20 protein-coding genes are annotated in these 26,685 nt (G+C 65.6%); 11 read left to right on the top strand and 9 right to left on the bottom strand.

Annotated features, from left to right (window positions below; translation table 11 throughout):
- Nucleotide 1 precedes the first annotated feature (1 nt).
- Genes ACFO0G_RS01525 through ACFO0G_RS01500 form a run of 6 tightly spaced genes read right to left on the bottom strand, consistent with a single transcriptional unit; the run spans nucleotide 2 to nucleotide 5,990 of the window.
- A complete protein-coding gene (locus tag ACFO0G_RS01525) occupies nucleotides 2-715 on the bottom strand; it encodes a DUF4166 domain-containing protein (protein WP_286397944.1) in 714 nt (237 codons plus the stop codon).
- 60 nt (nucleotides 716-775) lie between these two features.
- Nucleotides 776-2,068: a DUF58 domain-containing protein gene (locus tag ACFO0G_RS01520; RefSeq protein WP_286397943.1), complete on the bottom strand. Its 1,293-nt coding sequence runs from the start codon at nucleotides 2,066-2,068 to the stop codon at nucleotides 776-778.
- A complete protein-coding gene (locus ACFO0G_RS01515) occupies nucleotides 2,068-3,024 on the bottom strand; it encodes an AAA family ATPase (protein WP_286404488.1) in 957 nt (318 codons plus the stop codon). Before ACFO0G_RS01515 ends, ACFO0G_RS01520 begins: the two co-directional genes overlap by 1 nt.
- Nucleotides 3,025-3,077: 53 nt before the next feature.
- The gene (locus ACFO0G_RS01510) at nucleotides 3,078-4,304 is read right to left on the bottom strand and encodes a DUF4350 domain-containing protein (RefSeq protein WP_376976197.1); all 1,227 of its coding nucleotides are present in this window, start codon (nucleotides 4,302-4,304) and stop codon (nucleotides 3,078-3,080) included.
- Nucleotides 4,301-4,939 (bottom strand): DUF4129 domain-containing protein, encoded by a 639-nt coding sequence (locus ACFO0G_RS01505; RefSeq protein ID WP_286397941.1) that lies wholly within the window; start codon nucleotides 4,937-4,939, stop codon nucleotides 4,301-4,303. The genes ACFO0G_RS01510 and ACFO0G_RS01505 overlap by 4 nt, the downstream gene beginning before the upstream one ends.
- Nucleotides 4,929-5,990 carry a DUF7847 domain-containing protein gene (locus ACFO0G_RS01500; protein ID WP_376976195.1) on the bottom strand — a complete coding sequence of 354 codons (1,062 nt, stop codon included), beginning with the start codon at nucleotides 5,988-5,990 and terminating at the stop codon, nucleotides 4,929-4,931. Before ACFO0G_RS01500 ends, ACFO0G_RS01505 begins: the two co-directional genes overlap by 11 nt.
- A 732-nt stretch (nucleotides 5,991-6,722) precedes the next feature.
- On the opposite strand from ACFO0G_RS01500, the gene mtrA reads away from it, so the two are divergent.
- From mtrA to secA, 7 genes are all read left to right on the top strand, one after another.
- The gene (gene mtrA / locus ACFO0G_RS01495) at nucleotides 6,723-7,397 is read left to right on the top strand and encodes an MtrAB system response regulator MtrA (RefSeq protein WP_214943351.1); all 675 of its coding nucleotides are present in this window, start codon (nucleotides 6,723-6,725) and stop codon (nucleotides 7,395-7,397) included.
- A gap of 169 nt (nucleotides 7,398-7,566) precedes the next feature.
- Nucleotides 7,567-9,360, top strand: a complete 1,794-nt coding sequence (gene mtrB, locus ACFO0G_RS01490) for an MtrAB system histidine kinase MtrB (RefSeq protein ID WP_286404486.1) — start codon at nucleotides 7,567-7,569, stop codon at nucleotides 9,358-9,360.
- On the top strand, nucleotides 9,357-11,072 hold the full coding sequence (locus ACFO0G_RS01485; RefSeq protein WP_286397938.1) for an LpqB family beta-propeller domain-containing protein: 1,716 nt from the start codon (nucleotides 9,357-9,359) through the stop codon (nucleotides 11,070-11,072). Before mtrB ends, ACFO0G_RS01485 begins: the two co-directional genes overlap by 4 nt.
- A gap of 136 nt (nucleotides 11,073-11,208) precedes the next feature.
- The gene (locus ACFO0G_RS01480) at nucleotides 11,209-12,168 is read left to right on the top strand and encodes a ComF family protein (protein WP_376976656.1); all 960 of its coding nucleotides are present in this window, start codon (nucleotides 11,209-11,211) and stop codon (nucleotides 12,166-12,168) included.
- A gap of 144 nt (nucleotides 12,169-12,312) precedes the next feature.
- Nucleotides 12,313-13,038, top strand: a complete 726-nt coding sequence (gene hpf, locus ACFO0G_RS01475; RefSeq protein WP_286397936.1) for a ribosome hibernation-promoting factor, HPF/YfiA family — start codon at nucleotides 12,313-12,315, stop codon at nucleotides 13,036-13,038.
- Nucleotides 13,039-13,070: 32 nt separating this feature from the next.
- The gene (locus tag ACFO0G_RS01470) at nucleotides 13,071-14,282 is read left to right on the top strand and encodes a winged helix-turn-helix domain-containing protein (RefSeq protein ID WP_286397934.1); all 1,212 of its coding nucleotides are present in this window, start codon (nucleotides 13,071-13,073) and stop codon (nucleotides 14,280-14,282) included.
- 99 nt (nucleotides 14,283-14,381) lie between these two features.
- On the top strand, nucleotides 14,382-17,123 hold the full coding sequence (gene secA / locus ACFO0G_RS01465; protein WP_286397932.1) for a preprotein translocase subunit SecA: 2,742 nt from the start codon (nucleotides 14,382-14,384) through the stop codon (nucleotides 17,121-17,123).
- A gap of 112 nt (nucleotides 17,124-17,235) precedes the next feature.
- Here the strand turns inward: secA and ACFO0G_RS01460 are convergent, their stop codons facing one another.
- Nucleotides 17,236-17,730, bottom strand: a complete 495-nt coding sequence (locus ACFO0G_RS01460) for an Rv3235 family protein (protein WP_286397929.1) — start codon at nucleotides 17,728-17,730, stop codon at nucleotides 17,236-17,238.
- Between the two features lie 105 nt (nucleotides 17,731-17,835).
- Entirely contained in the window at nucleotides 17,836-18,708 is an 873-nt protein-coding gene (locus ACFO0G_RS01455) for a LysM peptidoglycan-binding domain-containing protein (RefSeq protein WP_286397928.1), read from the bottom strand.
- Nucleotides 18,709-18,874: 166 nt separating this feature from the next.
- On the opposite strand from ACFO0G_RS01455, the gene ACFO0G_RS01450 reads away from it, so the two are divergent.
- Nucleotides 18,875-19,411, top strand: coding sequence for a hypothetical protein (locus ACFO0G_RS01450; RefSeq protein ID WP_350310791.1), 537 nt, complete (start codon nucleotides 18,875-18,877; stop codon nucleotides 19,409-19,411).
- Between the two features lie 33 nt (nucleotides 19,412-19,444).
- Here ACFO0G_RS01450 and ACFO0G_RS01445 read toward each other — a convergent pair whose 3' ends face one another.
- Complete coding sequence (locus ACFO0G_RS01445) at nucleotides 19,445-19,660, bottom strand: helix-turn-helix domain-containing protein (RefSeq protein ID WP_018768505.1); 216 nt, start codon at nucleotides 19,658-19,660, stop codon at nucleotides 19,445-19,447.
- Nucleotides 19,661-19,812: 152 nt separating this feature from the next.
- On the opposite strand from ACFO0G_RS01445, the gene ACFO0G_RS01440 reads away from it, so the two are divergent.
- From ACFO0G_RS01440 to ACFO0G_RS01430, 3 genes are read left to right on the top strand one after another with little or no spacing between them, the layout of a single operon-like run.
- The gene (locus ACFO0G_RS01440) at nucleotides 19,813-20,454 is read left to right on the top strand and encodes a hypothetical protein (protein WP_286397926.1); all 642 of its coding nucleotides are present in this window, start codon (nucleotides 19,813-19,815) and stop codon (nucleotides 20,452-20,454) included.
- Nucleotides 20,451-21,755, top strand: a complete 1,305-nt coding sequence (locus tag ACFO0G_RS01435; RefSeq protein WP_286397925.1) for an AAA family ATPase — start codon at nucleotides 20,451-20,453, stop codon at nucleotides 21,753-21,755. Before ACFO0G_RS01440 ends, ACFO0G_RS01435 begins: the two co-directional genes overlap by 4 nt.
- A gap of 55 nt (nucleotides 21,756-21,810) precedes the next feature.
- Entirely contained in the window at nucleotides 21,811-26,664 is a 4,854-nt protein-coding gene (locus ACFO0G_RS01430) for an NAD-glutamate dehydrogenase (protein ID WP_286397924.1), read from the top strand.
- Nucleotides 26,665-26,685 lie beyond the last annotated feature (21 nt).

Genomic DNA, 26,685 nt, shown 5'->3' with positions numbered 1-26,685 from the left:
GCTAGACCCTGCTTTCCCAGCGTTCCGGCTGCGCGTAGCGGGGAAGGTAGCTTTGCGCGGAACTGCCGCCGCTGTAGGGGCGCAGCCGGTAGTCGAAGGCACCCGCGTACACCAGGACCAGGCCGATCTGCGGCTGGATGACCTTCACCTGGATGCGGTGCCGCCCGTTGCTGCCCTCCTCCGGGTCCCACCACTGTTCGGCATAGGCCTTGGCATCCAGGCCTGGCGGAAGGGGTACCCGGAGGGGGCCCAGGAAGAGCCGCGAAGCTTCTGATACTCCGCGCAGCCTTCCTTCCAGGGTGACGCTGAGGTTCAGGTCAGTTACCAGGCGCCGGTACCGTCCCACGTAGTCCACCAGCTGGGTGGCGCCGGTCCGGGTGGTGGCGCTGGTGGTGTCCTGGAAAAGCCGGGTGCGTTCCGGGAAACGTATTTCGCGGCGGGCGGTGAGGCTGGAACGGCCGAACGGATCCTGGTGCGCATGGTTCTCGATCCGGAACGGGATGTTTTCACCGTACTCGGGAAAGAAAGCTTCTTCGCCCCCAGTGAGGCGCAGCAGAGGGCGCAGCCACCGCTGGCGGCACCCGACGACGTCGAACGTTCCTTCCCCCACGCCGTAGTGCCCGGATCCCGGCGCCAGAGAGAAGTACTCCTGCAGCTCGGGTTGCAGCCGGGAGAACTCCGCGCCCAGGGCCTGCCGGTAAATGGGGACGCTCATATATAGTGGACCTCCTGTTGCCTGTGACCTCGTGCCAAGCGGGGCTGACTGTCTCCGGGTTCACAATCTACCGGCAGCTTTGAGCCGGATGTACATGTCCGCCAGCCGGGGCGGCAGTTCGTGGGGCTCGGCGTCCACCACCTCCACTCCATAGCGCCGCAGCTCCGCGGTCACCGCCGCACGCTGCAGGAGTGCCCGCTCAGCCGCTGCCGCGCGGAAGACTCCGGTGGCGTCGTTTCGTTCCCTGAGCATGGCACCCAGTTGGGGGTCGCGGACGGCCGCCACTACCACCACATGCTGGCTGGCCAGCCGCTCGGCCACCGGCAGCAGGCCCTCTTCCGACGCTCCACCGTCCAGTGACGTCAGCAGCACCACGAGGGACCGGTGCGTGGATACGGCCCGGATCTGCGCAGGGACGGCGGGCCAGTCCATCTCGATCAGTTCGGCGTCAAGGGGCGCCATGGCCTGGACCAGCCGGCCGAGGATGGTGCCCTGCCCGGCAGAGCCTGCCCGCGCCCGCGTCCTGCGGTCGAAGGCCACGAAGTCCACCCGGTCTCCGCCCCGTTCGGCCAGTACCCCCAGGAGGAGTGCCGCCTCGATCCCGGTGTCGAGGCGCGTTTCGTCACCAATCCTGGCCGCGGACGTGCGGGACGTGTCGAGGACCATCACCACCCGCCGGTCCCGTTCCGGGCGCCACGTCCGGACCACCACTGCGGAGCGCCTCGCCGTGGCGCGCCAGTCGATGGAGCGTACGTCATCGCCGCGGACGTAGTCGCGCAGGGAGTCGAACTCGGTGCCGGCGCCGCGGATCTGGACGGCGGCCTTCCCGTCGAGTTCGCGCAGTTTCAGCAGTTTCGAGGGCAGGTGCCGCCTCGAATGGAAGGGCGGCAATACCCGCACTGAGCCGGGGCATTCGATGGTGCGCTGGCGGGCGGCCAGGCGCAGGGGCCCGAACGAGCGAAGCGTCACGTGCGGCGCTGCCAGGTCACCCCTTCGGACCGGCAGCAGCCGGACATCGTAGCGCCTGCCTTCCCCGGCCGGTACGTCGATGTCCTGGACCGGGTTCTGTGCCCCGGCGGACGGTTGCCAGCCATCCCGCAGCGATCCCCGGAGCGCGCGGCTGCCGCTGTTTCGGACCGTGAGGACGGCGTTCATCGACCTGTTAAGCGTCACGTTTTCCGGCTCCGCGCGCACCACGCTGACCCGGCGAAGGGAGGCCGCGAAGACCAGGTCCGCCACCAACAGGGCCGCGAGCACGGCGGCGGTGGCAAGCACGGTCAGCCACCCTGGGGACAGCAGCACCGGCACCAGGCCAAGCAGCACCAGCGCAACGAAGCGTCCCGAGACGGCCATCAGCGTGGGACGGGGACGGACGCCAGGATGCTGCCCAGGACATCGTCCACCCGGACGCCGTCCATCTGGGCTTCGGGCTGCAGGGCCACCCGGTGCCGCAGGCACGGCAGGGCCAGTGCCTTGACGTCGTCAGGGGTGACGAACGGGCGGCCGGAGAGCCATGCCCAGGACCGTGAGGTGTTGAGGAGTGCAGTGGCACCGCGGGGTGATACGCCCAGCTGGAATGAAGGGGCGGCCCGGGTTGCCCGTACGAGGTCAACGATGTACGCGATGATTTCCGGTTCCACGGCCACCCGCGTCACTGCCTCCCGCGCCCGTTCCAGGTCCTCCGCGCCGGCCACCGCCCGGACGCCGGCTGCTGCCAGGTCCCGGGGATCGAACCCGGCGGCATGGCGGCGGATGACTTCAATTTCGTCCCCGCGCTCAGGCAGCGGCATGGTGAGCTTGAGCAGGAACCTGTCCAGTTGCGCCTCCGGCAGGGCATAGGTCCCCTCGTACTCCACCGGATTCTGCGTAGCCGCCACAAGGAAGGGCGCCGGCAGCCGCCGGGAGGCGCCGTCCACCGATACCTGCCGCTCTTCCATGGCCTCGAGGAGCGAAGCCTGGGTCTTTGGAGGGGTGCGGTTGATCTCATCAGCCAACAGCAGGTTGGTGAAAACAGGTCCCTCCCGGAAACTGAATTCGGAAGTGTGGGAGTCGTAAACCAGAGAACCGGTGACATCGCCTGGCATGAGGTCGGGGGTGAACTGCACGCGCTTGGTGTCCAGGCTCAAGGCGGAAGAGAGCGCCCGGACCAGCAGGGTCTTGGCAACTCCGGGTACACCCTCCAGCAGCACGTGCCCCTGCGACAGCAGGGCAATCAGGAGGCCGGTGACGGTGGCGTCCTGTCCCACCACTGCCTTTGCCACTTCCCGACGGACAGCAAGCAATGCCTGCCGCGCGCCGTCGTCGTCCATGTAGCTGCCGGAGTCCACGGCATTAAGGGTTCCCGGGCCACTGCTCTGTTCGCTCATCGGGTCATGACCTCTTTCTCGAGTTTGTTCAGCGCCTGTGACCAGGCCACAAGCCGGGCTTCGGTTGCGGGGTGTTCGTTTATCAGCGCGCGGATGGCGGTAGCGTCCATGCCGAGGAGCCTGGCGGCAGCGGCTATGGTGTCCTCGGCAGTGGCGCCCGGGCCCAGGCGGAGCTTTCCGGAGAGCCGCACCAGCAGCCCGGCCCGCAGGTTGTCCCGGGCCTGGCCGATGGAGCGGGAGTCCTGGTAGAGCCGGGCGCGCCCCTCCGCCGTCTCAACAGCCTTGACCACCACCGGCAGCGGCTCGAACACCAGTGGGCCGTGGCGGCGTCCCCGCCACAGGACGGCGGCCAATGCCACCAGAACCAGCCAGGGGCCCAGGAAGCGGGCCCAGTCCGGTGCAAGGTCATCGAGTGTTTTCCCGGATCCGGTCACCGCTACGTCCTCCAGCGAGGGCAGGTACCAGACGAGGTCCGGCGACTTACCGAGCATCCGGACCGCGAGCGCGGCGTTGCCAAGTTCATCCAGCTTGTCGTTGCCCAGCACGGCCCTGTTGCCCAGCACGGCCAGGCGTCCGTCGTTGCTGACGGCGAGCATCCCGGCGGTTCCCGCTGTCCGGTAACAGGACGTCCCGCCGTCGTACACGAAGCCACCTTGGCCCGTGACTTGTCCGGCTGCCTCCGCGTCCGGGTGCGTGCATCCGGGCTCCAGGACCGGGAAGCCATCGGGAACCACACCGGCCTGGCGGATCCCGCTGTCAAGGGCGGTGACAGTTTCCAGCCTGGGGGAGACCACCACCACTTTGTCCGCGGCCGAAATCAGGGCGGCCAGCTGTGGCTCACCCAGGATGCCGTTCCTGTCATAGAGCAGGAGGGTAGGGGAGGAGCCGGAACGCAGGTCGTTCAGCGCTGCGTCGAAGCGGGCGGGCGTGTGGACGGAGACTCCGTGCCGGCCCAGGATTTCGCCCAACGCCCTGGCCCCGTCCGGCCCGGCATTGTGGACGGAGAGGGGAATGGTGTCGCCCTTGGGAGCGAGTTGCGTGCCGATCACCAGTGCCAATGCAGCAGCCACCAAAACACCCGCTGCCGTTAGTCCACGGTGCTGCCGCAGCCACGCGAGGAACTTTCGGGCCTGCGGCCTCGCTGTGACGGGCACGGCTTCCGGGGTGTCTGCCAGGCTGCCGGCCGGCCCCGGCTGCCTGGTGTCAGTAGCGGACACGCTCATGGCAGCCGTACCGCGCTGCCGGCGGGAACCGGTTTCATGGCGTCCAAGGCGGAGTCCAGACCCGTCATCTCCTGGTAGTCGGCCCTGCCTGCTGCCCTGTTCCCATACCGGATGCCATCAAAGACGGCCGCCGCCCGCAGCAATCGCCCCGACTCAGTATTGAAAGGTATGGACAGTGCCCGTGCCGCTTCGTCCGCGGTGCGGCCCGGCTGCGGGTCCAGTACAGTGCGGGCTTCAGCGCTGCGGACCACCGCCCGGAAACGGTCGACGACGGCGTCCCCCCACTTTCCGGCCGCGGCTGCGGCGTCTGCCCGGTTCCGGTAGTCCGTGGCTGACATGGAGGCTTCGCTTTCGAAGACGTCCCTGGCTTTCCGCGCGCGGGCGTTCAGCCGGGGGCGGGCGAGGATGATGGCGGCTGCGATGATGGCCGCAATGACGAGGGCGATGACCGGGCTGGGCACCGCTGCCGGGTCCCCGGAGGAGCCGCCCAGAGACTGCAGCCAGTCGAGGAAGTTCCGCCAGAGGGTGTCCAGCCAGGACGGGGCGGCGTCCCGGTATTCCGGTTTGGCCAGCTCCTCCACCGCCCAGCGCCGTGCTTCCGCCGAATCAGGGAGCACCGGAGGTTCAGCGGCCATACGGCCATGCCCCCGGCGACCCTGGTGCCGTCCCGTATCCGGGGTGCGGCGTGCTGCTGCCTGCCTGCGTTCCCCGGCCCGGGACGCCGTCAGGATCAGCGCCGGTCTCCAGCTGGCGCAGCAGCGCGATGTCCAGACCGTCCTTGCGCATCCGCAGGTCCATGTAGAGCAGCGCCATCACGGACGTCTGGTAGGCGTAGGCCACCGCGCCCACCAAGGCACCGATCACCGCAGTGACCACGCCCATGACGGCGCCCATTGTGGCGTCCTGCCCGCTGCCGCCGTGCGGCGAGACAACACCGGACACGAACGCGGGCAGGAGGCTTACCGGGATCAGGACCACCTGGGTGATCACTCCGACCAGGATGGCGACCACCAAGGTGATGCCCAGGATCCGCCACCAGTTGGCCCGCGTGAGTTCCCAGGAGCGACGGATTCCGGCGAGGGCCCCGACTTCTTCGATCACGACGGCGGCAGGGGCCACCATGACCTTCACCGCCACCCACGCAACCGCGACGCCAAAAGCCAGCATGAGGGGGAGGACCAGCAGAACGGCTGCGCCCCGGACATTGGAGAACAGGAAAACAATGATGGCGAAAAAGATCGCCGTGGTGGCCATAACCGCGGCAACCAGCAGCGCCGCCAGTGCGGCCAGCGCGCCGAACCTTGGCCGCGCCAGCGACAGCATGCGGCGGAAGCCCGTGGGCCGGTTCAGGATGGAGCGCGCCACGGGCACCACCATGGCGCCTTGGAGGATGGCGGAAATGAACACCGACAAGATCGACAGGAGGATGAAGCCGGCCATCATCCCGATCCCCAGGGAAGTAAGCTCGGCGCTGCTGGCCGTTTCCGCCCAGGCCTGGACAGACCCTGACGACGTGGCAACGAGTGCAGCGACCACCGCAGCGAGGACGGCAGACAGTGACTGCGCCAGCAAACCGGCTCCGAGCATTGCCTTGGCATTGCGCCTGATGGCCTGGAACGATCCGTCCAGGACCTCCCCGAACATCAGGGGCCGCAACGGAATGATCCCCGGCTTGGGCGGGGCCACGTAGCGCGGATGGGTGGCGGGCGAGGCGCCGTACGGGGAGGCTCCGTAGGGCGATCCTCCATAAGGCCCAGGGGAATAAGGGGAGCCCGGGTACTGCGGCCCGCTGTACGGGGATCCATTCTGGGGCTGCCCGCCATATGCCTGGCCGCCGTACGCCTGTCCGCCGTAGGCGTTGCGGCCGTATGCCTGGCCGCCGTCTGGCTGGGTCCCGGAGGTAGAGGCGCCGGGGTATGGACCGCCCGCGTACGGGTTATTCCCGGACTGCTGCCGCCACTGCTGCGGCTGCGTTTGGTACCCCTGCTGCCATGGCCGCTGCTTCTCCCAAGGGGACTGCCGCCCGGACTGTGATTGCTGGCCTTCGCGTGGCTGGTGGCCCGGAGGCGCCCAGGGCTGGTCCCAGGCACCCGCGCCTGGTCTGGGCGTTTCCGGTCCTGGCGTCCCTGGTGGGGGCATTCCTGGTCCCGGCGCGCCTGCCGGCGCCGGCGCACTGCCGTCCGGTGCCTCGCCCGGCCGCTCCTGCCCGGGCTCCCCGGGCCCCGACTCCTGTGGTGACACTGATTCCTCCCCCAATACCAGTCCGCCTGCCCCGCCTGCCGCCCGCCGCAAGGTGCGCACCGGAAGCGCAGGACATGACCCCAAGACTATAGTTCCGGCGTCGGACGGCCTAGTACTCCCGCCATGCCGGAAGCCCCTCAACAGGACAAACCCATCCCGATAAGGGAATATATAGCTATGAAGGCACGCATTCTGGTGGTAGATGATGACGAAGCGCTGGCCGAGATGATTGGAATTGTCCTCCGTAATGACGGCTTCGAGCCGGTCTTTTGCGCCGACGGCGCCCAGGCACTGGACGTCTTCCGGTCATCACGGCCGGACCTGGTCCTGCTCGACCTCATGCTTCCCGGCATGGACGGCATCGAGGTCTGCCGGCAGATCCGCGGCGAGTCGGACGTGCCCATCGTGATGCTGACCGCCAAGTCGGACACCTCCGACGTCGTCCGCGGACTGGAGTCCGGTGCCGATGACTACGTGCCCAAACCCTTCAAACCCGCCGAGCTGGTGGCACGCGTACGTGCCCGCCTTCGCCCCGGGGACCAGAAGGCGCCCGAGACTCTTCGCATCGCCGACATCACCATCGATGTCGCCGGCCACACCGTCAGCCGCGGTAGTGAGCGGATCTCCCTCACCCCGCTGGAATTCGACCTCCTGGTGGCACTGGCCCGTAAACCCTGGCAGGTATTCACGCGGGAGCTGCTGCTGGAACAGGTTTGGGGATACCGCCACGCTGCCGACACCAGATTGGTCAACGTCCATGTCCAGCGGCTGCGGTCCAAGATCGAACAGGACCCGGAAGCCCCGGAAGTTGTATTGACGGTGCGTGGTGTCGGCTACAAAGCAGGGGTCTGACCCCGCTGCGCAGGGCGGGGAACCGGACCAGCGCACAACCCCGCACACTGCGGTTGCCGGCCCGAACGGGAACACCGCGGGCCAGGACGACGCCGCGGGGGACAGCACCCCACGGGAGGGCCCCGCAAGCGGGGCCGCCCCTGACGGCGCGCCCGGCCCCGGGGACGGCATCACTCCCGTGCTCAGGCATGTGGCATTCCGGGCAAGGATCTGGCAGCGGCGTGCCCTGATCGTCGCCCTGCGCGTGGCACGCCTGGTCCGCACGGGTGTGCGCCGCTTCCTTCCCGGCCTGAGGTATCTTGGCCGCGCCCTGCAGCAGCGCTGGCGCCGGTCCCTGCAGTTCCGCACCGTCCTCACCACCCTGATGCTGGCTGTGACCTCGTTCGCCCTTGTAGGCGCATATCTGTCCAACCAGATCGCCAACAACCTGTTCCAGGAGCGGCTGACCCAGGCGGAGTCGGAGACCCGTTACAACGTCAAGCAGGTACAGGACACGTTCGACGGCGCCCAGGTCACCGACCAGTCCAGCGTCATCACCTTGGTTTCGGACACGCTGAGCGCAGTGGAAGGCCGGGGTTCGGTCATCCAGCGACGCTACGTCTTCGAAGCGATGCCGAACCAGACCAAACCCCGGAACCGCTGGGTGGAGTCAAGAGCCTCCGACCAGCTGACCGTCAGTGTCATTCCGGCGGACCTGCGGAAGGCAGTCCAGGACTCCGGCAAGGACCAGTACTGGGCCTCCACAGTCATCCCGGTGGGCACGGAGGACCGGCCGGGGATCGCCGTGGGGAACAAGGTGACCTTCAACGGCACGGTTTATGAGCTTTACCTGATCTATGACCTGAATACCGCCCAGCAGACACTCAACGAGATCCAAAGTGTCCTGTGGGCCGGCGGTGCAGTGCTGGTCCTCCTGATCGGCGCCGTAGCCTGGTACGTCACCCGTAACGTGGTCAGTCCTGTCAGCCATGCCGCCATGGTGTCCGAGAAACTGGCAGCCGGGCAGCTGCAGGAGCGCATGGTGGTCAGGGGCGAGGACGAAGTGGCGCGCCTTGGCGCTTCCTTCAACCACATGGCAGCCAGCCTGCAGGAGCAGATCACCCAACTGGCAACGCTTTCGCAGATGCAGCAGCGATTTGTCTCCGACGTCTCGCACGAGTTGCGGACGCCGTTGACCACCGTCCGGATGGCAGCAGAAGTCCTCTACGACGCGCGTGATGATTTCGATCCCATTAATAAGCGGTCCGCAGAGCTGCTTTACAACCAGGTGGAACGGTTCCAGTCCCTCCTCTCCGACCTCCTTGAAATCAGCCGCTTCGACGCGGGTGTGGCAATGCTGGATGCCGAGCCGGAGGACCTGCTCCAGGTGATCGCCCACGTCATTGAAGGAGCGGCACCCGTGGCCGCGGAGTATGGCTCCGAGATCATCTTCGCTGCCCCCGAAGGTGCCATGATCGTGGAAATGGACGCTCGGCGGATTGACAGGATTTTGCGGAACCTGATCCTGAACGCGGTGGAGCACGGTGAGGGTAAACCGGTCACGGTCACGGTCGCGGCCAATGAAACTGCCGTGGGCGTCGCCGTCCGGGACCATGGCATCGGCATGGACCAGGCACAGGCGGCCCGGGTTTTCGACAGGTTCTGGCGTGCCGATCCCGCCCGCGCCCGCACCACCGGCGGCAGCGGCCTGGGATTGTCCATCGCCATGGAAGACACAAAACTGCACCATGGCTGGCTGCAGGCCTGGGGACGGAAGGGCGACGGCGCCAACTTCCGGCTCACCCTTCCACTGCGCCAGGATGTCGTGATCGCCGAATCGCCCGTGCAGCTGGAACCAAAGGACGTGACCTTTCCGGGAGCACCGGGAAGTATCCCGGCAGAACAGGACTACAAAAACATGCTGGTGCTGCAGACAGGCACCGCCAGGCCTGCTCCGGCACGGGCGCCTGAGGAGACGCCATGAGGGCCGCAGTGCGCCACGCCAAGTATCCGGCGGCATTGCTGGCGCTGCTGATGGTCCTGCTGTCGGGGTGCGCGCGGATTCCCACTTCCGGCCCGGTGGGGAAGAGCAGCGAAAGCAGCGCCGGAAACGTCAGTGCACCGGTGTTCCTACCGGCAGCGCCACAACCGGGCGCATCACCGGAAACCATCATCGACTACTTCTACCGTGCCGGCAGCGGCTACGAGGACGACTATGCGGTGGCCCGGCAATACCTGACGCAGGCATCGGCCGTGTCTTGGAAACCGGACAAGCGCGCGCTGGTGTACCGGGAGGCACGTGTTGTCCCCGCGGGCCCCGAGAACGTCTTCAACTATGAACTGGACGTCTCCTACACGGTTGACGCCGACGGCATCGCCACACAGTCGCCGCCCGGAACAGTGGAACGCATTCCCGTGACGGTGACGCAGGTTGACGGGGAGTGGCGGATCTCCGGGATTCCGGATGGGACCGCCATCGCGGAGGAGACGTTCAAGGTGATCTACGGCGCCTACCCCATCTACTTCTACGACCCCACCTTCACCTACGCCGTCCCCGACGTCCGCTGGTTCCTGAAGAACAAGACTGTCAAGGCCATGACCAGCGCGCTGCTGGCCGGCCCTGCTCCATACCTGCGTGGCGCCGTCGCCAGCGCTTTTCCCTCGGGGATCAAGCTCGCCCGTGAATCAGTACCCGTGGTGTCGGGGGCGGCCCAGGTGGACCTGACGGCCAAGGAATTGACGGAAACGTCAGCCGAGGACCGGCTGCGCATGCAGATGCAGCTGACGCTCACGTTCCGAAGCCAGCCCGATGTGGTCAACGTTGAGTTGCGTGCCAACCAGGACCTGGTCCGGGTGGAGGACAACGGGAGTGTTCTTCCGCCGGTGCTGGACAAGACCGTGCCGTCGCGGCAGATCGCCGTCAGCGGTAATGAGCTGGTGCGCTACGAGAACAACCGGGTGTCACCGCTGCCCGATATGCAGCCGGTTTCCGCGCTCAATCCCCGGTATCCTGCCGAGTCCCCGGTGTCGCAGACTGCGGCCTTCCTCAATGACGGCCGGACCACCCTGTACAGCATCAGCCCAGGGCAACCGGCGCGTGCGCTGACCACCAGGAGCACTCTCAGCCGGCCGTCCATTAACCTCAACGACTGGGTATGGACAGCGGGGCCGGGCGCCACCGGTGCCACTGAGGTGGTGGCGTTCCACCCAGCCGGCGTGGCGGAAGGAGCAGCAGTCCCATCCGTAACGCTGGCCCCTGCCTGGCTCGCCGGCCGCACCGTGAGGGAGCTCCGCATCTCTCGCGACGGCGTGCGCGCCCTGGTCATCTCCGAACAAAACGGCAAGTCCAAGGTGCAAATAGCCGGCGTGATCCGGGCCGGGGACGGCACCCCCCGGGAGCTGACGGCGCCCATTACCCTGGTGGCTTCCAGCGATCCCGACCAAGGGGTTTGGGTGAACGGCACCACTATTGCGGTGATGAAGGGGGCGGCAGGTACGAATGTCACGCCGGAACTGCTGTCCCTGACTTCCGGGCAGCCGCAGCAGCTGGCTCCCTGGCCGGGCCTGGTGGCTATCAGCGCGGGAAATGGCGCCGACGACCTTTACGTACAATCCGGGGAAGGGATCTTCCAACGCCTCGGCAATGGCTGGTCGCCGCAAATCAAGGGCCCCATCGATCCTGCGTTCCCGGGCTGACCTGCTCCTGCCCCCAAAATGGCAAACGGCAGGCAGCTTAGCGCTTCACGGCGTTGGTGTTCCCCGCCTTGTCCACATAGCCGCCGGCGTGCTGCCGCAGGCCCGGGATCCGGGCCACAGTGGAACGGTGAACGGCATCACCCCAACGGCGGACCCCATTGATCGGCGCCGCAGCGGAACCAGGGCAGTGGATCCGGATCTTGCCCCGCACCCGCCCTCGGCGGCCCTGCACCGCGCTGAACACCAGGCCGCCTTCCTGCGACTTCTCGACTGGGTGGCCGGCGCCGCGGAAGACCTCTTCGCTTTGGCGGTCCCGGTGGACTGCGTCTGCTGCGGATCAGAAGACCACAGTCTTTGCCCCTCCTGTGCTGGCCGCCTCCGGCAGTTGACCAGGGAGCCCTTCCGCGTGGAAAGCGGGGCGCCTGCACTGATGGATGTCGCGGGGACAGTCATACTGCCAGTGGTGGCGGCAGGCGTGTACCGGGACGAACTGGCACAGGGGCTGTTGTCGTTCAAGCGGCACGGGCAGCACCAGCTCGCCAAGAGTCTTGGCCGCGCGCTGGCCTCGGCAGTCAGGGCGGCAGCCCGCGGCGGCCCCGGGTTCCTGCTGGTTCCGGTGCCCACCAGCACGTCCGCATACGTCAGCCGGGGTTTCAGCCCCGTCCACCTGCTGCTGAAGCAGGCGGCGCGGCAGTTGCCGGGGTTCGAGGTCGCAGATGTCCTGCGTAAGGCGGCCCCCGGGGGCCGGGTTCCGGACGGGTACAAGGGGTTTGTAGGCCGGAAAGCTTTAGGGGGTCAAAAGGGGCTGGGCAGGGGAGCCCGATCACAACGGGTCCGGGGATCCATGCAGGTCAAGCCCAGGGTCCGGGCAAAGGTCACAGGGCGCCCATGCATCCTCATCGACGACGTCCTGACCACCGGCGCCACCCTTGGCGAAGCAGCCCGGGCACTTCACCTCGCCGGCGCCCAAGTGAGGGGTGCTGTCGTGTTGGCGGCGACACGCCCGCCCGACGCCCCTGACCCGGACGCGGTACCCGCAGGGCCGCCGCGGAACCACCATGACTTAGAAAAAAATAAACCGGGAAAGGATGAATAACGGGTGGCTATGAACTAACGTCTGAGGTGGGTACCAAGAACAGAATGTACCTTTCGATGGCGGCTCGGAGAGGGGCTCGACTGTCAGGCAGCAGGGCCCATGGAAGTGCCGCCGTCGTGTCACCGAAGTCATTTGGAGGGCACCATGGAGTTTATGATCAGCGGACGAAATCTGACGGTTTCAGACCGGTTCCGCGAATACGCCGGGGAAAAGATCGCAAAAATCGAATCGCTGGGTGACAAGATCCAGCGTGTCGATACGAAAGTCTCCAAGGAGACCAATGCCCGGCAAACCGGCGACCAGTTGACGGTCGAGGTGACAGTCCTGGGCCGGGGCCCTGTGATCCGTGCCGAAGCGAGCGCCCCAGACAAATTTGCCGCCTTCGACCTCGCCTACAACAAGCTGCTTGAGCGGCTCCGCCGGGCCAAGGACCGCAAGAAGGTCCACCATGGCCGCCACACTCCCAAGGCTGTCCGTGAAGCAACAGCCACCCTTGAACCAGCCAGCGCGCACGAACCGTTGTACCTTGAAGCCAACCGCAGGAGTGAATCCGCGCAGGCGCCGGAAGAAAAATCCCCCTACGACGTTGAAAATGACATCCCGGCCGGGAACTCGCCGGTACTGATCAGGCGCAAGGTCTTCCCCGCTGCTTCAATGACGCTCGACGATGCCGTGGACAACATGGAGCTCGTCGGCCATGACTTCTATCTCTTCGTGGACAAGGCGACCAATACGCCTTCCGTCGTGTACCGCCGCCGCGGCTGGACCTACGGAGTCATCACCCTGGACCACGAATGCGAGCCAGGGGACACCGCCGTGGAGGAAAAGGTCCTGGCCTACCGCTCCGATGACGCTGCTGCTAACGCTTAAGGTGGACAACACCACCGCCAGAGAGGACTGAATTGTCAGCAACGCTGAGCCTTGACCAGGCCCGGCGGATCGCACTGGCAGCACAGGGACTCCATAAAGGACGGCCCGCCGGCCCCGTGACAGCACGGACGGTGGGCCGTACTTTTGCCCGGCTGCAGCTCGTCCAGATCGATTCCGTCAACGTCCTGGTTCGGAGCCACTTCCTGCCCTTTTATTCCCGGCTTGGCGACTACGACCGCGACATCCTGCAACGCATGTCAGCCAGCCATCCGCGCCGAATGCTTGAATACTGGGCCCACGAAGCCAGCTACATCCGGCCGGAGCATTACCAGGACCTGCTTCCGTGGCAGAAGCGGTCCTGGGTGGGCGCTTCCCGGCTCGACCCCGGGATTCGTGCTGACGTCGCCGCCAGGATCCTGGCAGCCCTTGCCCGGTCCCGGCCCATGACCGCCTCGGAACTGACAGCACGGCTTGGCCATGTGGAGGAAAAACAGTCGGACAACTGGGGCTGGAACTGGAATGCGGTTAAACGCGTGCTGGAAGACCTCTTCGAAGAGGGGCTGGTTTCGGCGGCCTCCAGGACCGGGCAATTCGAGCGCAGGTACGCGCTGACATCGAAGGTCCTGCCGTACCGGGCTTCTGAAGTCCGCGAGGTGGACCCAACTGCTGCACTCCAGCGGCTCACCGATGCGGCCGCGCTGGCGCATGGAATTGGAAGCATCCGCTGCTTCGCCGATTATTTCCGCACGCCGGTCAAGGCAACCGCCCAGGCCGTGGAGCATCTCGTGCAGCAGGGCCGGCTGGAACCCGTCAAGGTGGCTGGCTGGGGGCGGGACGTCTTCCGGCATGTGGAAGCGACACTCCCACGGCGTGCCACCGGCCGTGCCCTGTTAAGCCCCTTCGATTCGCTGGTCTTCGAGCGCCGGCGCCTGTGGGAACTGTTCGGGTTCCATTACCGGATCGAGATCTACACGCCGGAGCCAAAACGGCGTTTCGGATACTATGTCCTGCCTTTCCTGCTTCGTGACAGGATCGTGGCACGGGTGGACCTGAAAGCGGACAGGGCGGGCGGCCGCCTGTTGGTGAGGTCCGCTTTTGCCGAGCCGGACGCGCCGCTGGACACCGCCGTCGAACTCGCCGCGGAGCTGAAGCTGATGGCCCAATGGCTTGGCCTGCCGGAGGTGGAAGTGGGGCAGGCAGGCGACCTCGCCGCGAGTCTGTCCCAGGAACTGGCACGCCTGTAGCGAGTATCCGCTCTCAGGGAAAAGGGGCACCGGCCGCGTGTCTCTCCCGTAGACTGAACACGCCAGAATTCGGCGGCATCAGACTGGGAGCATCTTCACGTGGCATCACTTATCGAAAAAATTCTCCGCACGGGTGACAAGAAAACACTCCGGCAGCTGCGGAACTATGCCGATTCCATCAACGCCCTCGAAGACTCATTCAAGACCTTTACCGACGCCGAGCTGCGCGAGGAGACCGACCGTCTCCGCGAACGCCATGGGGACGGTGAAAAACTCGACGACCTGCTTCCGGAGGCATTTGCCGCCGTGCGGGAAGCGTCCTCACGCACCCTGGGGATGCGCCACTTCGATGTCCAGCTGATGGGCGGCGCCGCCCTGCACCTGGGCAATATCGCTGAAATGAAGACCGGTGAAGGCAAGACCCTGGTGGCGACCGCTCCCGCCTACCTGAACGCCCTCACCGGCAAGGGCGTGCACGTGGTCACCGTTAACGACTACCTGGCCGAATACCAGTCCGAGCTGATGGGCCGTGTGTACCGGTTCCTCGGGCTGACCAGCGGTGTTATCCTCGCCAACCAGGATCCGGCCGTTCGCCGCCAGCAGTACGCCGCCGACATCACCTACGGAACCAACAACGAGTTCGGGTTCGACTACCTGCGCGACAACATGGCGTGGGACCGCAATGAACTGGTGCAGCGCGGGCACAATTTCGCCATTGTCGACGAAGTCGACTCCATCCTCATTGACGAGGCGCGGACGCCGCTCATCATCTCCGGCCCGGCCCAGGGCGATACCAACCGCTGGTACAGCGAGTTCGCAAAAGTCGTGCTCCGGCTGCAGCCCGAGAAGGACTACGAAGTCGACGAGAAGAAGCGCACGGTTGGCGTCCTGGAGAGCGGGATCGAGAAGGTCGAGGACTACCTCGGTATCACCAATCTCTACGAATCGGCGAACACCCCGCTGATCGGCTTCCTGAACAACGCCATCAAGGCCAAGGAACTGTTCAAGCGGGACAAGGACTACGTCATCCTTGACGGTGAAGTCCTGATTGTCGACGAGCACACCGGCCGCATCCTTGCGGGACGCCGCTACAACGAAGGCATGCACCAGGCGATCGAGGCCAAGGAAGGCGTCGAGATCAAGGCCGAGAACCAGACGCTGGCCACCGTGACGCTGCAGAACTACTTCCGCATGTACGGCAAGCTTTCGGGCATGACGGGTACCGCCGAAACTGAGGCCGCTGAATTCATGAGCACCTACAAGCTGGGTGTTGTGGCCATCCCCACCAACCGGGACATGCAGCGGATTGATCAGTCCGACCTTGTGTTCAAGAACGAAGTTGTAAAGTTCGACGCCGTGGTTCGCGATATCGCCGAACGACACGAAAAAGGCCAGCCCGTCCTGGTTGGCACCACCAGCGTGGAGAAGAGCGAATACCTGTCCAAGCTCCTCGCCAAGGAGGGCATCCGGCACGAGGTCCTGAACGCCAAGAACCACGCACGCGAAGCTGCCATCGTGGCCCAGGCAGGCCGGAAGGGCGCTGTCACCGTGGCCACCAACATGGCCGGCCGCGGCACCGACATCATGCTGGGCGGCAACGCCGAATTCACTGCCGTCGCCGAGCTCGCCAAGCGCGGGCTGGACCCGGAGGAGAACTCCGAAGAGTACGAGGCCGCCTGGCCCGCTGCGCTCGAAGAAGCCAAGCAGTCCGTGAAGGATGAACACGAGGAAGTCCTGAACCTCGGAGGACTCTACGTCCTTGGCACCGAACGCCACGAGTCACGCCGCATCGACAACCAGCTCCGCGGCCGGTCCGGCCGACAGGGCGACCCCGGCGAATCACGGTTCTACCTCTCGCTGACCGATGACCTGATGCGGCTCTTCAACTCCGGTGCCGCAGAGCGTTTGATGAACAGCTCCGTCCCGGACGACGTGGCGCTGGAATCCAAGCTCGTGTCGCGTGCCATCGCTTCCGCCCAGGGGCAGGTGGAAGGCCGCAACGCCGAGCAGCGCAAGAATGTGCTGAAGTACGACGACGTCCTCAACCGCCAGCGTGAGGCCATCTACAGCGACCGCCGGCGCATCCTTGAGGGCGACGACCTGCACGAAAAGGTGCAGTTCTTCGTAGAGGACACCATCACGGCACTCATCGATGCCGCAACCGCCGAAGGAAACGGCGACGACTGGGACTTCCACCAGCTGTGGACAAACCTCAAGACGCTCTACCCTGTCAGCGTTACTGCGGAAGACATCATCGAAGAGGCCGGCGGCAAGTCCAGGGTCACCGTGGAGATGCTGAAAGAGGAAATCCTTTCCGATGCCCGCCTGGTGTACCAGGCCCGGGAAGAGGTTATTGGCTCCGAAAGCATGCGGGAGCTTGAGCGCCGGGTGGTGCTTTCCGTCATCGGCCGAAAGTGGCAGGAACACCTCTACGAGATGGACTACCTCAAGGAAGGCATCGGCCTTAGGGCCATGGCGCAGCGTGATCCGCTGGTGGAATACCAGCGCGAAGGCTTTGCGATGTTCCAGAGCATGATGGAAGCCATCCGCGAGGAGAGCGTCGGGTTCCTCTTCAACCTGGAGGTGGAAGTGACTCCTGCACAGGATGTCGTAGTGCAGGACGCCGCCGGCGGACACACCGAACATGTGGACCCCCAGGTCCGCGCCGCCGGTCTGGAAGCCCCGGAGAGGCCTGCACAGCTGCAGTACACCGCTCCCAGTGAGGGCGGTGGAACCCAGACCCGGGTGGAAACCCGGTCCGGGGGCGGACGCTCCGGGAATCCGGCCAAGGCGGCAGCGCAGGATGCTGCCAAGCGGCCCGCGAAGAAGAAAAAGCGTTAGCAGTACCGCCGGAAGTATCGGGAGGCAGCAAGCAGGACAGGGACGGAAGCGTCCCTGCCCTGCTTGCTGCCTCCTCGCTTGTAGCTTCGCCCCCGGGGGGCAGTTCCAAATCTCAACCGATGACGAGCTCGACTATCCGCCATACCTGTTTGCTGCGCTCAAGCCTGACAGCAACGGCACGGGCGCGAACGTCATCCACCACTACGGCACTTGCCTCGTAAATGCCGTCGGCCACCTCGCACACCCGGACGGAGCGGACCGTCGAATTGCGGTGGAGCCGGGCCAGTGCAGGGTTTCCGGTCCGGGTCAGTTCGCGCCTGATCAGGGCTGCACGATGCTGCAGCGCTGCAAGGCACCGCGGATCAAGGCGGCGGGCCAGCTGGTGGACGGGACGGATTCCCGCCAGGACTTCCATGGAGGCTTGGATCGTGCCCCGCGTGATCGCCCTGACTTCCGCCGCCTCATTGACAGGCTGCAGGGATGGCTTCGCCCCGGGAGGCTGGGCTATCGGTGCCGGTGCAGGGCGGGTTTCTGCCGTGCCCTTCCCGCCGTTTCCCGTAGTGGCGGCAAGCCCCCGGACGGTCCGGACAGGTGTCGCTGCAGTCATTGTGTTCCCCTAGCTTCATGTCGTCTGATGGATTGTGTGGCAGGCTGGGGCCCGCCAGGCTGCCGGCCGGAATTTGCGGGATGCACCCTGGCCCGGGTGGCCTGGCTACGACGCCGCAGGCGCCTGCAGTATTTGGCCGGGAAGCAGGACGTCGGGGCTTCCGCCGATCAGGGCGCGGTTTGCTGCGTACCACCGCGGCCATTCAAGGGCCACCTCCACGTCCGATGCCTCAGGCCCCAGATAGGTCGCCACGATGCCCCATAGTGTGTCGCCGGCCAGCACGGCTACTGAAGTTGCCTGGCCACTTAGGGCTGGACCGGAGGCATCTCTCACCTGAGGTCCGGCCAGCAAACCGGGTTCCACCACCGGGGGAGCAGGCTGCCAGCCGGGGTGGAGCGTGGCATCGGGGAGCTCGCTGCGGGAACTCCGCGCCATCGCAGCGTCTTCAGGGCCTCTTGGCGCTTCTTTTGCAGCCACGGTTGGCGAAGGGACCTGCATGCCGCCGGCGCCCAGGCTCCTACCTCCCTCCGCAACAGTGCCTGCGGGCGCAGGTTGCGATGGGACTGACGCCGCATATGCCTGTGTGGGGGTCCACGCAGGCCCGGGCGTGGCCGGTGCGGCATTCGCCGCGGCTCCTGCCACCAGCTGCAGCGACAGTGCGGCAACCACTGCCCGCTGCATGAAGGCCGGAGACAGACTGCGGGCCGACGCCGCGGCATGGCCTCGTCCGAAGCGTTCCAGCAGAACCGAGGCGCCTGCGGTCAGGATCGAAAAGACCCACCACAGCAAAAGGGCCATGCCGGCTGCAGCTGCGGCCGCCCCCAGAAGAACACTCACGGGTGCGTCCTGGTTGCGGGCTGCGGAGTCCTGCCACTGTCCAAGCAGGCCAACCCCCAGGAAGCAAAGCAGAATGCCCAGCACCAGAAGACCCAGTGCCATGAAGGCATCGGACCACTTTGCCTCTTCGGAGGGGCCCATTACTTCTCCTTTGATGTCGTTTGATGCTGTTTGATAATGCTTGAACAAGTTTGAGCGCAAAGATCAGCGTTTGTCCATACGTTGGAGAGGAAAAGATGCGGCCGTTGACTGGCCGGGCAGGGCAACCTACGCTGACGGGATGCGCTGGGATGCTCTCTTTAGTGACATGGAAAGCCAGTTCGCAGAGGCCGACCGTTTAGCGCTCGACAGCGAGATCAACGAGCGGACCCGGGCCGAGATGGTCAGCCTGCCACTCGAGCACCGGCTGCGTGCGGCCGTCGGGTGCCGCATCGGCGTTTACCTGCTTTGTGGAGAATTGGCGCGCGGGGAACTCAGGCATGCCGGAGCGGACGCGCTGGTCCTCGACGAAGACCAGCACCAAGTACTCATCCCTTACGCCGCTGCGGCGCGGTACGTCGGCCTCGGCAGGCACGCGTTGCCGGAGAGCTCACCGGTTCGCCGCTCAATCGGGCTTGCCCACTCCCTCCGCGGCCTTGCCCGCGACCGTGCGGAATTGTCCGTGACGATCGCGGCGGGAGCCGGCGCACAGCGGCTGGCCGGCGTTATCGACCGCGTCGGCCGGGACTACGTAGACCTGGCCTCGGTTACTCCTGGGGAGGTACGGAGGAGCCGGAGTGTCGGTGAAGTGACAGCTATCCCATTCACTGCCCTGGCCATGATCAGGTCGCCCAAGGCAGGCTGACTCCGGCTGGGAATCCGCGAAGGGTGCGGGGCGTCAAACAGACTTGGAGCGTGATTCCTGGATCATGCGACTGGCCTCGGCGTAGCGTTCCTCGATGTACTGCTCCAGCATTTTTTCTTCCACCCGCCACTGCCCGCGGCCGCCCACCTGGATGGCTTTCAGTTCGCCGCTGCGGACCAAGGCGTACGCGGCAGGGGAGTTGATCTGGAGCTGCTCTGCTACGTCGGCAAGCGTGAGGAACCTTGGCATACATCCATTTTGCCATCAAGTGGCACCTTGTGGGCCTGTTATCCACAGTTTGGCCGTATTTGGATATTTGACTTTTGTTCGCGTGGCCTTGCGGTAACAATGGGGAGTCCGGCCAGAGCGGGCAGGTCCGGTATACCTAGGGGGAGAACGGTATGGTTCCTGATTCAAGTGCCACAGCGGCGCGGCTGAAGCGCCCTTCGTGGAAGGATCCGCGGCTACTGGTGGGCGTCCTCCTGGTCCTGGCATCCATAGCGGGGGTCATCTTCCTGGTTGGCAGTGCAGACCGCAGCACTGAAGTCTATGCAGCACGGGAGGGCATCGCTGTCGGCGAGCGCCTCACGCAAGAGAACGTGGTGCGCGCCAAGGTCCGGCTGGGTGACACGGAACAGCACTACATCACGGTGGCGGCCGGCCTGCCCCAGGATGTTGTGGCCATGCAGAGGATTGGTAAGAACCAGCTTGTTCCCAGGGCGAGCCTTGGTGCCGTCGACCAGCTGAACCGAAAGCCCGTTGCCCTCACTGTCGAACAGACGTTGCCATCGCAGGCGGTCGCCGGGGCCCGTGTGGACGTCTGGGTGGCCCAGCCCGATGCGAAGAACGGATTCAGCGAGCCCAAGCTCATCCTTCCCGGAGCGGAAATTGCAGAGGTTGCGAATGGGTCCACTGCCCTCGGGTCATCAAAAACCACCGTGCTCATGGTCCTGGTCGAGGACAAGCAGATGCCTGCATTGCTGGGTGCCCAGGCCAATGAGGCGAAGATCTCCGTCGTGTGGAACCCGGGCGGCGCCCGATGAACATCCCCGTCGTCACCGTCGGCCAAAGCCGTGAGGACCTGGTTGGCGGTCTCGAAAGACTGCACGGTCCGGTCACGGTGGTACGCCGGTGCGCGGAACTTCCCGAACTGCTGGCGGCCTGCCAGAGCGGACTTGCCCGGGCGGCCGTGGTTGCCGATGGGTCCGAGGGGTTGACTGCTTCCCTGGTTGACCGGCTTGGTGCAGTAGGCGTCGCGGTCATCGCGCTGACCGACAATGCAGAGGAGGCGGTGAGGCTCCGCAAAATTGGCGTTGCCTCGGCGTTGACGGGGGTCGAGTCGGCAGAGCTTTCGGACAGGATCGCCGACGCAGTCGCTCAACTTACGGGTGGGGCCCGTCCGGCCAGCCTCAGCGCAGCCGCTGACCCCGGAGCTGCGCTGGCAACCGATCCTGTTGAGTCGGAGCAGGAGGCTGAAGGGCGCGGAAGCGGAAGGCTCATCGTCGTCTGGGGACCAGCAGGCTCGCCCGGAAGGACCACGGTGGCGGTGAACATCGCCGGGGAGATGGCCGCCGACGGCCAGGACGTCCTCCTGGTCGACGCCGACACCTACGGCGCCAGCGTCGCTGCAGTACTTGGTCTCCTGGACGAGTCAGCCGGGCTGGCCCAGGCGTGCAGGCTCGCCGATCACGGGCAGCTGGATGCCGATGCACTCCGGAAGGTTGCCGCCACGGTCGCTACGGCATCAGGACAGTTCCGGGTGCTGACGGGTATCACCCGGGCGGACCGTTGGACAGAAATCCGTGCCACAGCGCTGGCGCGGGTCCTCGAAAGGGGCCGGGAGATCGCCGAAGTGGTGGTGGTCGATACCGGCTTCTGCCTGGAAGCCGACGAGGAACTAAGCTTCGACACCATGGCGCCGCGCCGGAACGCGGCCACACTGCGGCCGTTGGAGCTGGCGGACACCGTCTACGCCATAGGCGCTGCCGATCCCGTGGGCGTACCCCGGATGGTACGCGCGCTCGCCGAGCTCGAAGACGCGGTTCCGCAGGCGTCACCCACTGTCCTGATGAACAAAGTGCGTTCCTCCTCCGTCGGGAGGGATCCTGAGCGCCAACTGCGCGATGCATGGGAAAGATACGGGCCGGCCTCGGAACTGAGGGCATTCTTGCCCCATGATCCCCGCGCTGCCGACGCCGCACTCCTGGCAGGGTCCCTCCTGCTGGAGGCCGCCCCGGATTCTGAACTGCGCCGTGCAATCCGCGGACTCGTTTGTGCACCAGACCAGCAAAAGCGGAGATCCTCTGTATTTTCTTCCACACCACGGCGAAGGGCGAAGGACTAGGCTCGCCATAAGAGCTGCAAAGGTGCGGCGAATATCTCTGATGGAGGCGTTGTCGATGTCGTCTGGATCCAGTGTGGAGGACCAGCCCCTCTCCATTGAAGGCCTTGAGGGTTTCATGGGGGACTACTACCAGCACCTGGCTGAGGAGGATGCGCGGAGCTACCCGCGTGATGTGCTGGAGGCCCGGGCTGAAGAGCACCGCCGCGCGGCTTCCGTGAGGCAACCCGGACAGGCCAGGATCTCGATTGTCGATGAAGAAGACAGCAGCGTCATCTTTGTCGTCACCGACGACATGCCATTTCTGGTCGATTCGGTAAACGCCGAACTTGTCCGGCAGCACGCGGCCATCAAACTCGTCGTCCACCCGCTTTTCGTGGCTACCCGCAACCGGGAAAGCGGTGAGCTGGTCAAGGTGAACAGGGTGCCCGCACACCTCGGGATTTCCAGCGGGGACACCGCTGCGATGCCCAACCTTTCCCACCTCATCGCGCAGGGGGAGAACGCCTCCCACATGGAATCGTGGATCGCCGTCGAAATCCAGCGCGTCCCGGACGAAACGAAGACGTCGCTGCTCGAGGGCCTGACCCGCGTGCTGAACGATGTCCGGGCCGCCGTGGAGGACTGGCCCAGGATGCGCCAGAAGGCGCTGGAAATCGCCGAAAGCCTGGACCGGGTGGCCAACTCTACGCAAATTGCCGAGCTCCGGCAGGCGAAGGACCTGTTGCGGTGGCTGGACGACGGGAACTTCACGTTCCTCGGGTACCGAGAATACGACCTGCTCAACGTGGACGGGGAAGACGTCCTCGAATTGCGCGAGGACAGCGGGCTCGGGCTGTTACGTGCCGCCGCAGACTCCCCCCACATCCAGCACCTGACCGATACCGGCCGCAAGAAGGCACGGGAAAAGCGTGCGCTCGTCATCACCAAAGCCAACTCGCGTTCCACCGTTCACCGTTCCGCCTACCTGGACTACATCGGCATCAAAAGCTTTGACGCTGCTGGGAACGTCAACGGCGAACGGCGCTTCATCGGACTCTTCGCCACCAGCGCCTACGCCGGCTCCGTCCGCGACATTCCCATCGTCCGGGAAAAGGTGGACGCCGTGCTGCAGAACGCAGGCTTCCCGCCGGACTCGCACTCCGGCAAGGACCTGCTGGGAATTCTGGAAACCTATCCCCGTGACGAGCTGTTCCAGATCGAAGTCCCCGACCTTGCCGCCACCGCGCTGGGAATCCAAAAGCTGCAGGAACGGCGGCGCACCCGCCTGTTCCTGAGGCCCGACATCTACGGCCGCTTCATGTCTGCCGTCGTCTACCTGCCCCGCGACCGCTACACCACCAACGTCAGGCTCCGTATTGAGCAGGAACTGAGGGAAACGTTCCAGGCAGTCTCGATCGACTACGAAGCCCGGATGACCGAATCGGCACTCGCGCGGCTCTTCTTCCGCATCCGCCTGCCCAAGGACGCCGACGTCAGCCATGTCAACAGCGATGAGCTGGAAAAGCGCCTGGTCCGGGCCGCACGGTCTTGGAGCGAAGGCATCGCGGAAGTCCTGCGCGAGGGCCGGGATGCAGCCGAGGCCAAGGAACTTGCTGCCATCTGGGCCGAGGCGTTTCCTGCCAGCTACCGGGTGGACTACGAAGTAGAGGACGCGCTGGAGGATATTGCGCGTTTTGAGAAGTACGGGGCTGCGGCCGAGCGAAGCACCGGCGAGCGTCAGGACCGGCCCGGCGTGCATGTGTACCTTCCCGAAGGTGCCGGTGCCACGCTGGAGGAGGATGCCCGGGTCAAGCTCTACATGCTGGAGCCCAAGAGCCTGAGCCAGATCCTGCCGTACTTCCACAACCTCGGACTTGAGGTCCTGGATGAGCGCCCGTTCGAAATCGAAACGGCGGACCACCGGGACTTCTTCCTGTACGACCTGGGCCTTAAGTACCCGGGGGCAGTGGACCCGATGTCCACGGGAGAGTTGCTGGCTGAGTCCTTTGGCGCGGCCGTCACCGGCGCCGCGGAATCAGACAGCTTTGACCGCCTGGTGCTGCGGGAAGGCCTGCACTGGCGGCAAATCACGGTGCTGCGCGCGTACGCCCGCTACATGCGGCAGATGGGCAACAGCAGTTCCTTCGGCTTCATGGCTGACACGCTCCTTGCCAACCCTGACGTGACCAGGGGCCTGACCGCGCTCTTTGCGGCCCGCTTTGACCCGGCGCTGGCGGAAGACAGCCGTGAAGAGGCCCAGGCGTCCGTGCGGCAGGAACTCGCAGCCTCCATTGAGAAGGTGGCAACGCTCGACGCCGACCGCGTGCTGCGGACTTTCGTCAACCTGATCGAGGCGACCCTCCGCACCAACTTTTACCAGGACAAGCCGCACCTCAGCTTCAAGCTGGATCCGGCGCAGATCGAAGGGCTGCCTTTCCCGCGGCCAATGTTTGAAATCTGGGTTTACGCTCCCCGGGTGGAAGGTGTGCACCTTCGCTTTGGCAAGGTGGCGCGCGGCGGGCTCCGCTGGTCCGACCGTCGGGAGGATTTCCGGACCGAAATCCTGGGCCTGGTCAAGGCGCAGACAGTCAAGAACGCCGTCATCGTGCCCACGGGCGCAAAGGGCGGTTTCTTCGCCAAGCAACTCCCGGACCCGTCCACGGACCGTGCCGCCTGGATGGCGGAAGGCGTCGAAAGCTACAAGACGTTCATCCGGGGCCTGCTGGACCTTACCGACAACCTCCTGACCGAAGGTGACGGCCAGCGGCTTGTGCCGCCGTCGAACGTTGTCAGGCATGACGACGACGACTCCTACCTTGTAGTTGCCGCCGACAAGGGCACGGCTACTTTCTCCGACATCGCCAACGGCCTGTCAGCGGAGTACGGCTTCTGGCTGGGCGACGCCTTTGCCTCGGGCGGTTCCGTGGGCTACGACCACAAAGCGATGGGCATCACGGCGCGCGGCGCCTGGGAATCGGTGAAGCGGCACTTCAGCGAGCTGGACCTTGATACCCAGACCGAACCGTTCACCGTGGTGGGCGTGGGTGACATGTCCGGGGATGTCTTCGGTAACGGGATGCTCCTGTCCCGGCACATCCGCCTGCTTGCCGCATTCGACCACCGTCACATCTTCCTGGATCCCAATCCGGATGAGGAATCCTCGTTTGCGGAGCGGCAGCGGCTGTTCGAGCTGCCCCGGTCCTCCTGGGACGACTATGACAAGTCACTGATCAGCGAAGGGGGCGGGATTTTTGCCCGCCAGGCCAAGTCCATCCCGGTATCCGCGCAGGTGCGCACCGCACTTGGGCTGCCGGCGGAAACCACTGAACTGAGCCCGCCGGAACTCCTGCGTGCCATCCTGCTGGCACCGGCCGACCTGCTGTACAACGGCGGAATCGGGACCTACGTCAAGGCAAGCTCAGAGTCCAACGCCTCTGTGGGGGACAAGGCCAACGACGCGATCCGCGTCAACGGCCGGGACCTGCGCGTCAAGGTGGTCGGCGAGGGTGGAAACCTGGGCATGACGCAGCGCGGCCGTATCGAGGCAGCCCTGCAGGGTGTCATCCTTAACACGGACGCCATTGACAACTCCGCGGGCGTGGACTGCTCGGACCACGAGGTCAACATCAAGATCTTCGTGGACCGGATGGTCGCTGCCGGCAGGCTGCCCGCCGATGAACGCGCGGACTTCCTGGCCTCGATGACCGACGAAGTGGGTCGCCTGGTCCTGGAAGACAACATCGACCAGAACATCCTGCTCCTGAACGACCGCACCCGGGTGGCGGAGTGGAGCCCCAGCTATGAACGGCTCATGGACTGGCTGGAGAAGAGCGCCGACCTGAACCGTGACCTGGAGGCGCTGCCTTCCACGGAAACCCTTCGGGAGCGGCTGCAGCAGGGCCAGGGGCTGACCTCCCCGGAGTTGTCGGTGCTGGCCGCCTACGCCAAGATCGAGCTGGCGTCGGCCCTGCGGGACAGTGAACTCGCCGACGATCCGTGGTTCCGTGGGACGCTGCGCTCCTACTTCCCGCACCAGTTGCGCGAACGTTTCGACGCCGAGCTGGACACCCATCCGCTGCGCCGCGAAATCATCGCCACCGTGGTGGCGAACGACATGATCAACCTGGGCGGCATCACCTTCGCCTTCCGGGTGATGGAGGAAACGTCGGCCAGCGAAGTGGCGGTGGCCAAGGCTTTCGTGGCCCTGCGTGAGGTGTACGAACTCGACGCGATGGTGTCGGAACTGAACAGCCTGCCCGCTTCGTTCCCCACCGAGCATTGGAGCGCCGTCCACCTGGACATCCGCCGGCTCCTGGACCGGGCAGTCCGGTGGCTGCTCAGCCAGGAAAGTGTTTCGCGCCCCATCGCCGAGGTGGTGTCCGAGTTCAAGCCGCTGATGGATCCGATGCGGGCCCGGCTGCTCGACTATCTGCGCGGCGATGACCGCGAGCGGGTGGCGGCGTGGCTGGCCAAGGGCCGTGAGTGGCAGCTTCCCGAAGACCTTGCCCTGCGCTGGGCCGAGCTGTTCGAGAGCTTCGTGCTGCTGGACATCGCCAAGATCGGCCGCTCCCGCAAGGACCCTGTCGAGGAGATCGCGGCTGTCTACTACACGGTCTTCAACCGCTTCCATGCGGACTCGCTGCTGGAACGGATCAGCAGCCTGCCCCGGCAGGACCGGTGGCAGGCGCTGGCCCGCGCCGCCTTGCGCGATGACCTCTACTCGACAGTGTCGGATATGACGACGGCGGTGCTGGACGCCACGTCCGCCGCCGAGTCACCCGACGCGCGGCTCAAGGACTGGGAGGCCCAGAATGCCGAGCAGCTGGGCCGGGCCAAGAGCATGTTCGATGAGGTGAACGCCCTGGAGGCCGACGACATGGCCTCACTGTCGGTAGCATTGAGGCTCTTGAGGTCAATCGTCCGACGCTAGCAAGCCGGCGTCGCAAATGGA

Origin of the sequence: Arthrobacter sedimenti, from assembly GCF_042652025.1 — a bacterium.
In the GTDB taxonomy this organism is placed as follows: domain Bacteria; phylum Actinomycetota; class Actinomycetes; order Actinomycetales; family Micrococcaceae; genus Arthrobacter; species Arthrobacter sedimenti.
The sequence above is the reverse complement of the archived record's forward strand: the minus strand, read 5'-3'. Positions and strand labels throughout refer to the sequence as shown.

Coding starts and splice junctions, on each gene's coding strand:
- ACFO0G_RS01525 (WP_286397944.1), bottom strand. CDS start 715: ATGAGCGTCCCCATTTACCGGCAGGCCCTGGGCGCGGAGTTCTCCCGG.
- ACFO0G_RS01520 (WP_286397943.1), bottom strand. CDS start 2,068: ATGGCCGTCTCGGGACGCTTCGTTGCGCTGGTGCTGCTTGGCCTGGTG.
- ACFO0G_RS01515 (WP_286404488.1), bottom strand. CDS start 3,024: ATGGACGACGACGGCGCGCGGCAGGCATTGCTTGCTGTCCGTCGGGAA.
- ACFO0G_RS01510 (WP_376976197.1), bottom strand. CDS start 4,304: ATGAGCGTGTCCGCTACTGACACCAGGCAGCCGGGGCCGGCCGGCAGC.
- ACFO0G_RS01505 (WP_286397941.1), bottom strand. CDS start 4,939: ATGGCCGCTGAACCTCCGGTGCTCCCTGATTCGGCGGAAGCACGGCGC.
- mtrA (WP_214943351.1), top strand. CDS start 6,723: ATGAAGGCACGCATTCTGGTGGTAGATGATGACGAAGCGCTGGCCGAG.
- ACFO0G_RS01485 (WP_286397938.1), top strand. CDS start 9,357: ATGAGGGCCGCAGTGCGCCACGCCAAGTATCCGGCGGCATTGCTGGCG.
- hpf (WP_286397936.1), top strand. CDS start 12,313: ATGGAGTTTATGATCAGCGGACGAAATCTGACGGTTTCAGACCGGTTC.
- ACFO0G_RS01460 (WP_286397929.1), bottom strand. CDS start 17,730: ATGACTGCAGCGACACCTGTCCGGACCGTCCGGGGGCTTGCCGCCACT.
- ACFO0G_RS01455 (WP_286397928.1), bottom strand. CDS start 18,708: ATGGGCCCCTCCGAAGAGGCAAAGTGGTCCGATGCCTTCATGGCACTG.
- ACFO0G_RS01450 (WP_350310791.1), top strand. CDS start 18,875: ATGGAAAGCCAGTTCGCAGAGGCCGACCGTTTAGCGCTCGACAGCGAG.
- ACFO0G_RS01445 (WP_018768505.1), bottom strand. CDS start 19,660: ATGCCAAGGTTCCTCACGCTTGCCGACGTAGCAGAGCAGCTCCAGATC.
- ACFO0G_RS01440 (WP_286397926.1), top strand. CDS start 19,813: ATGGTTCCTGATTCAAGTGCCACAGCGGCGCGGCTGAAGCGCCCTTCG.
- ACFO0G_RS01435 (WP_286397925.1), top strand. CDS start 20,451: ATGAACATCCCCGTCGTCACCGTCGGCCAAAGCCGTGAGGACCTGGTT.
- ACFO0G_RS01430 (WP_286397924.1), top strand. CDS start 21,811: ATGTCGTCTGGATCCAGTGTGGAGGACCAGCCCCTCTCCATTGAAGGC.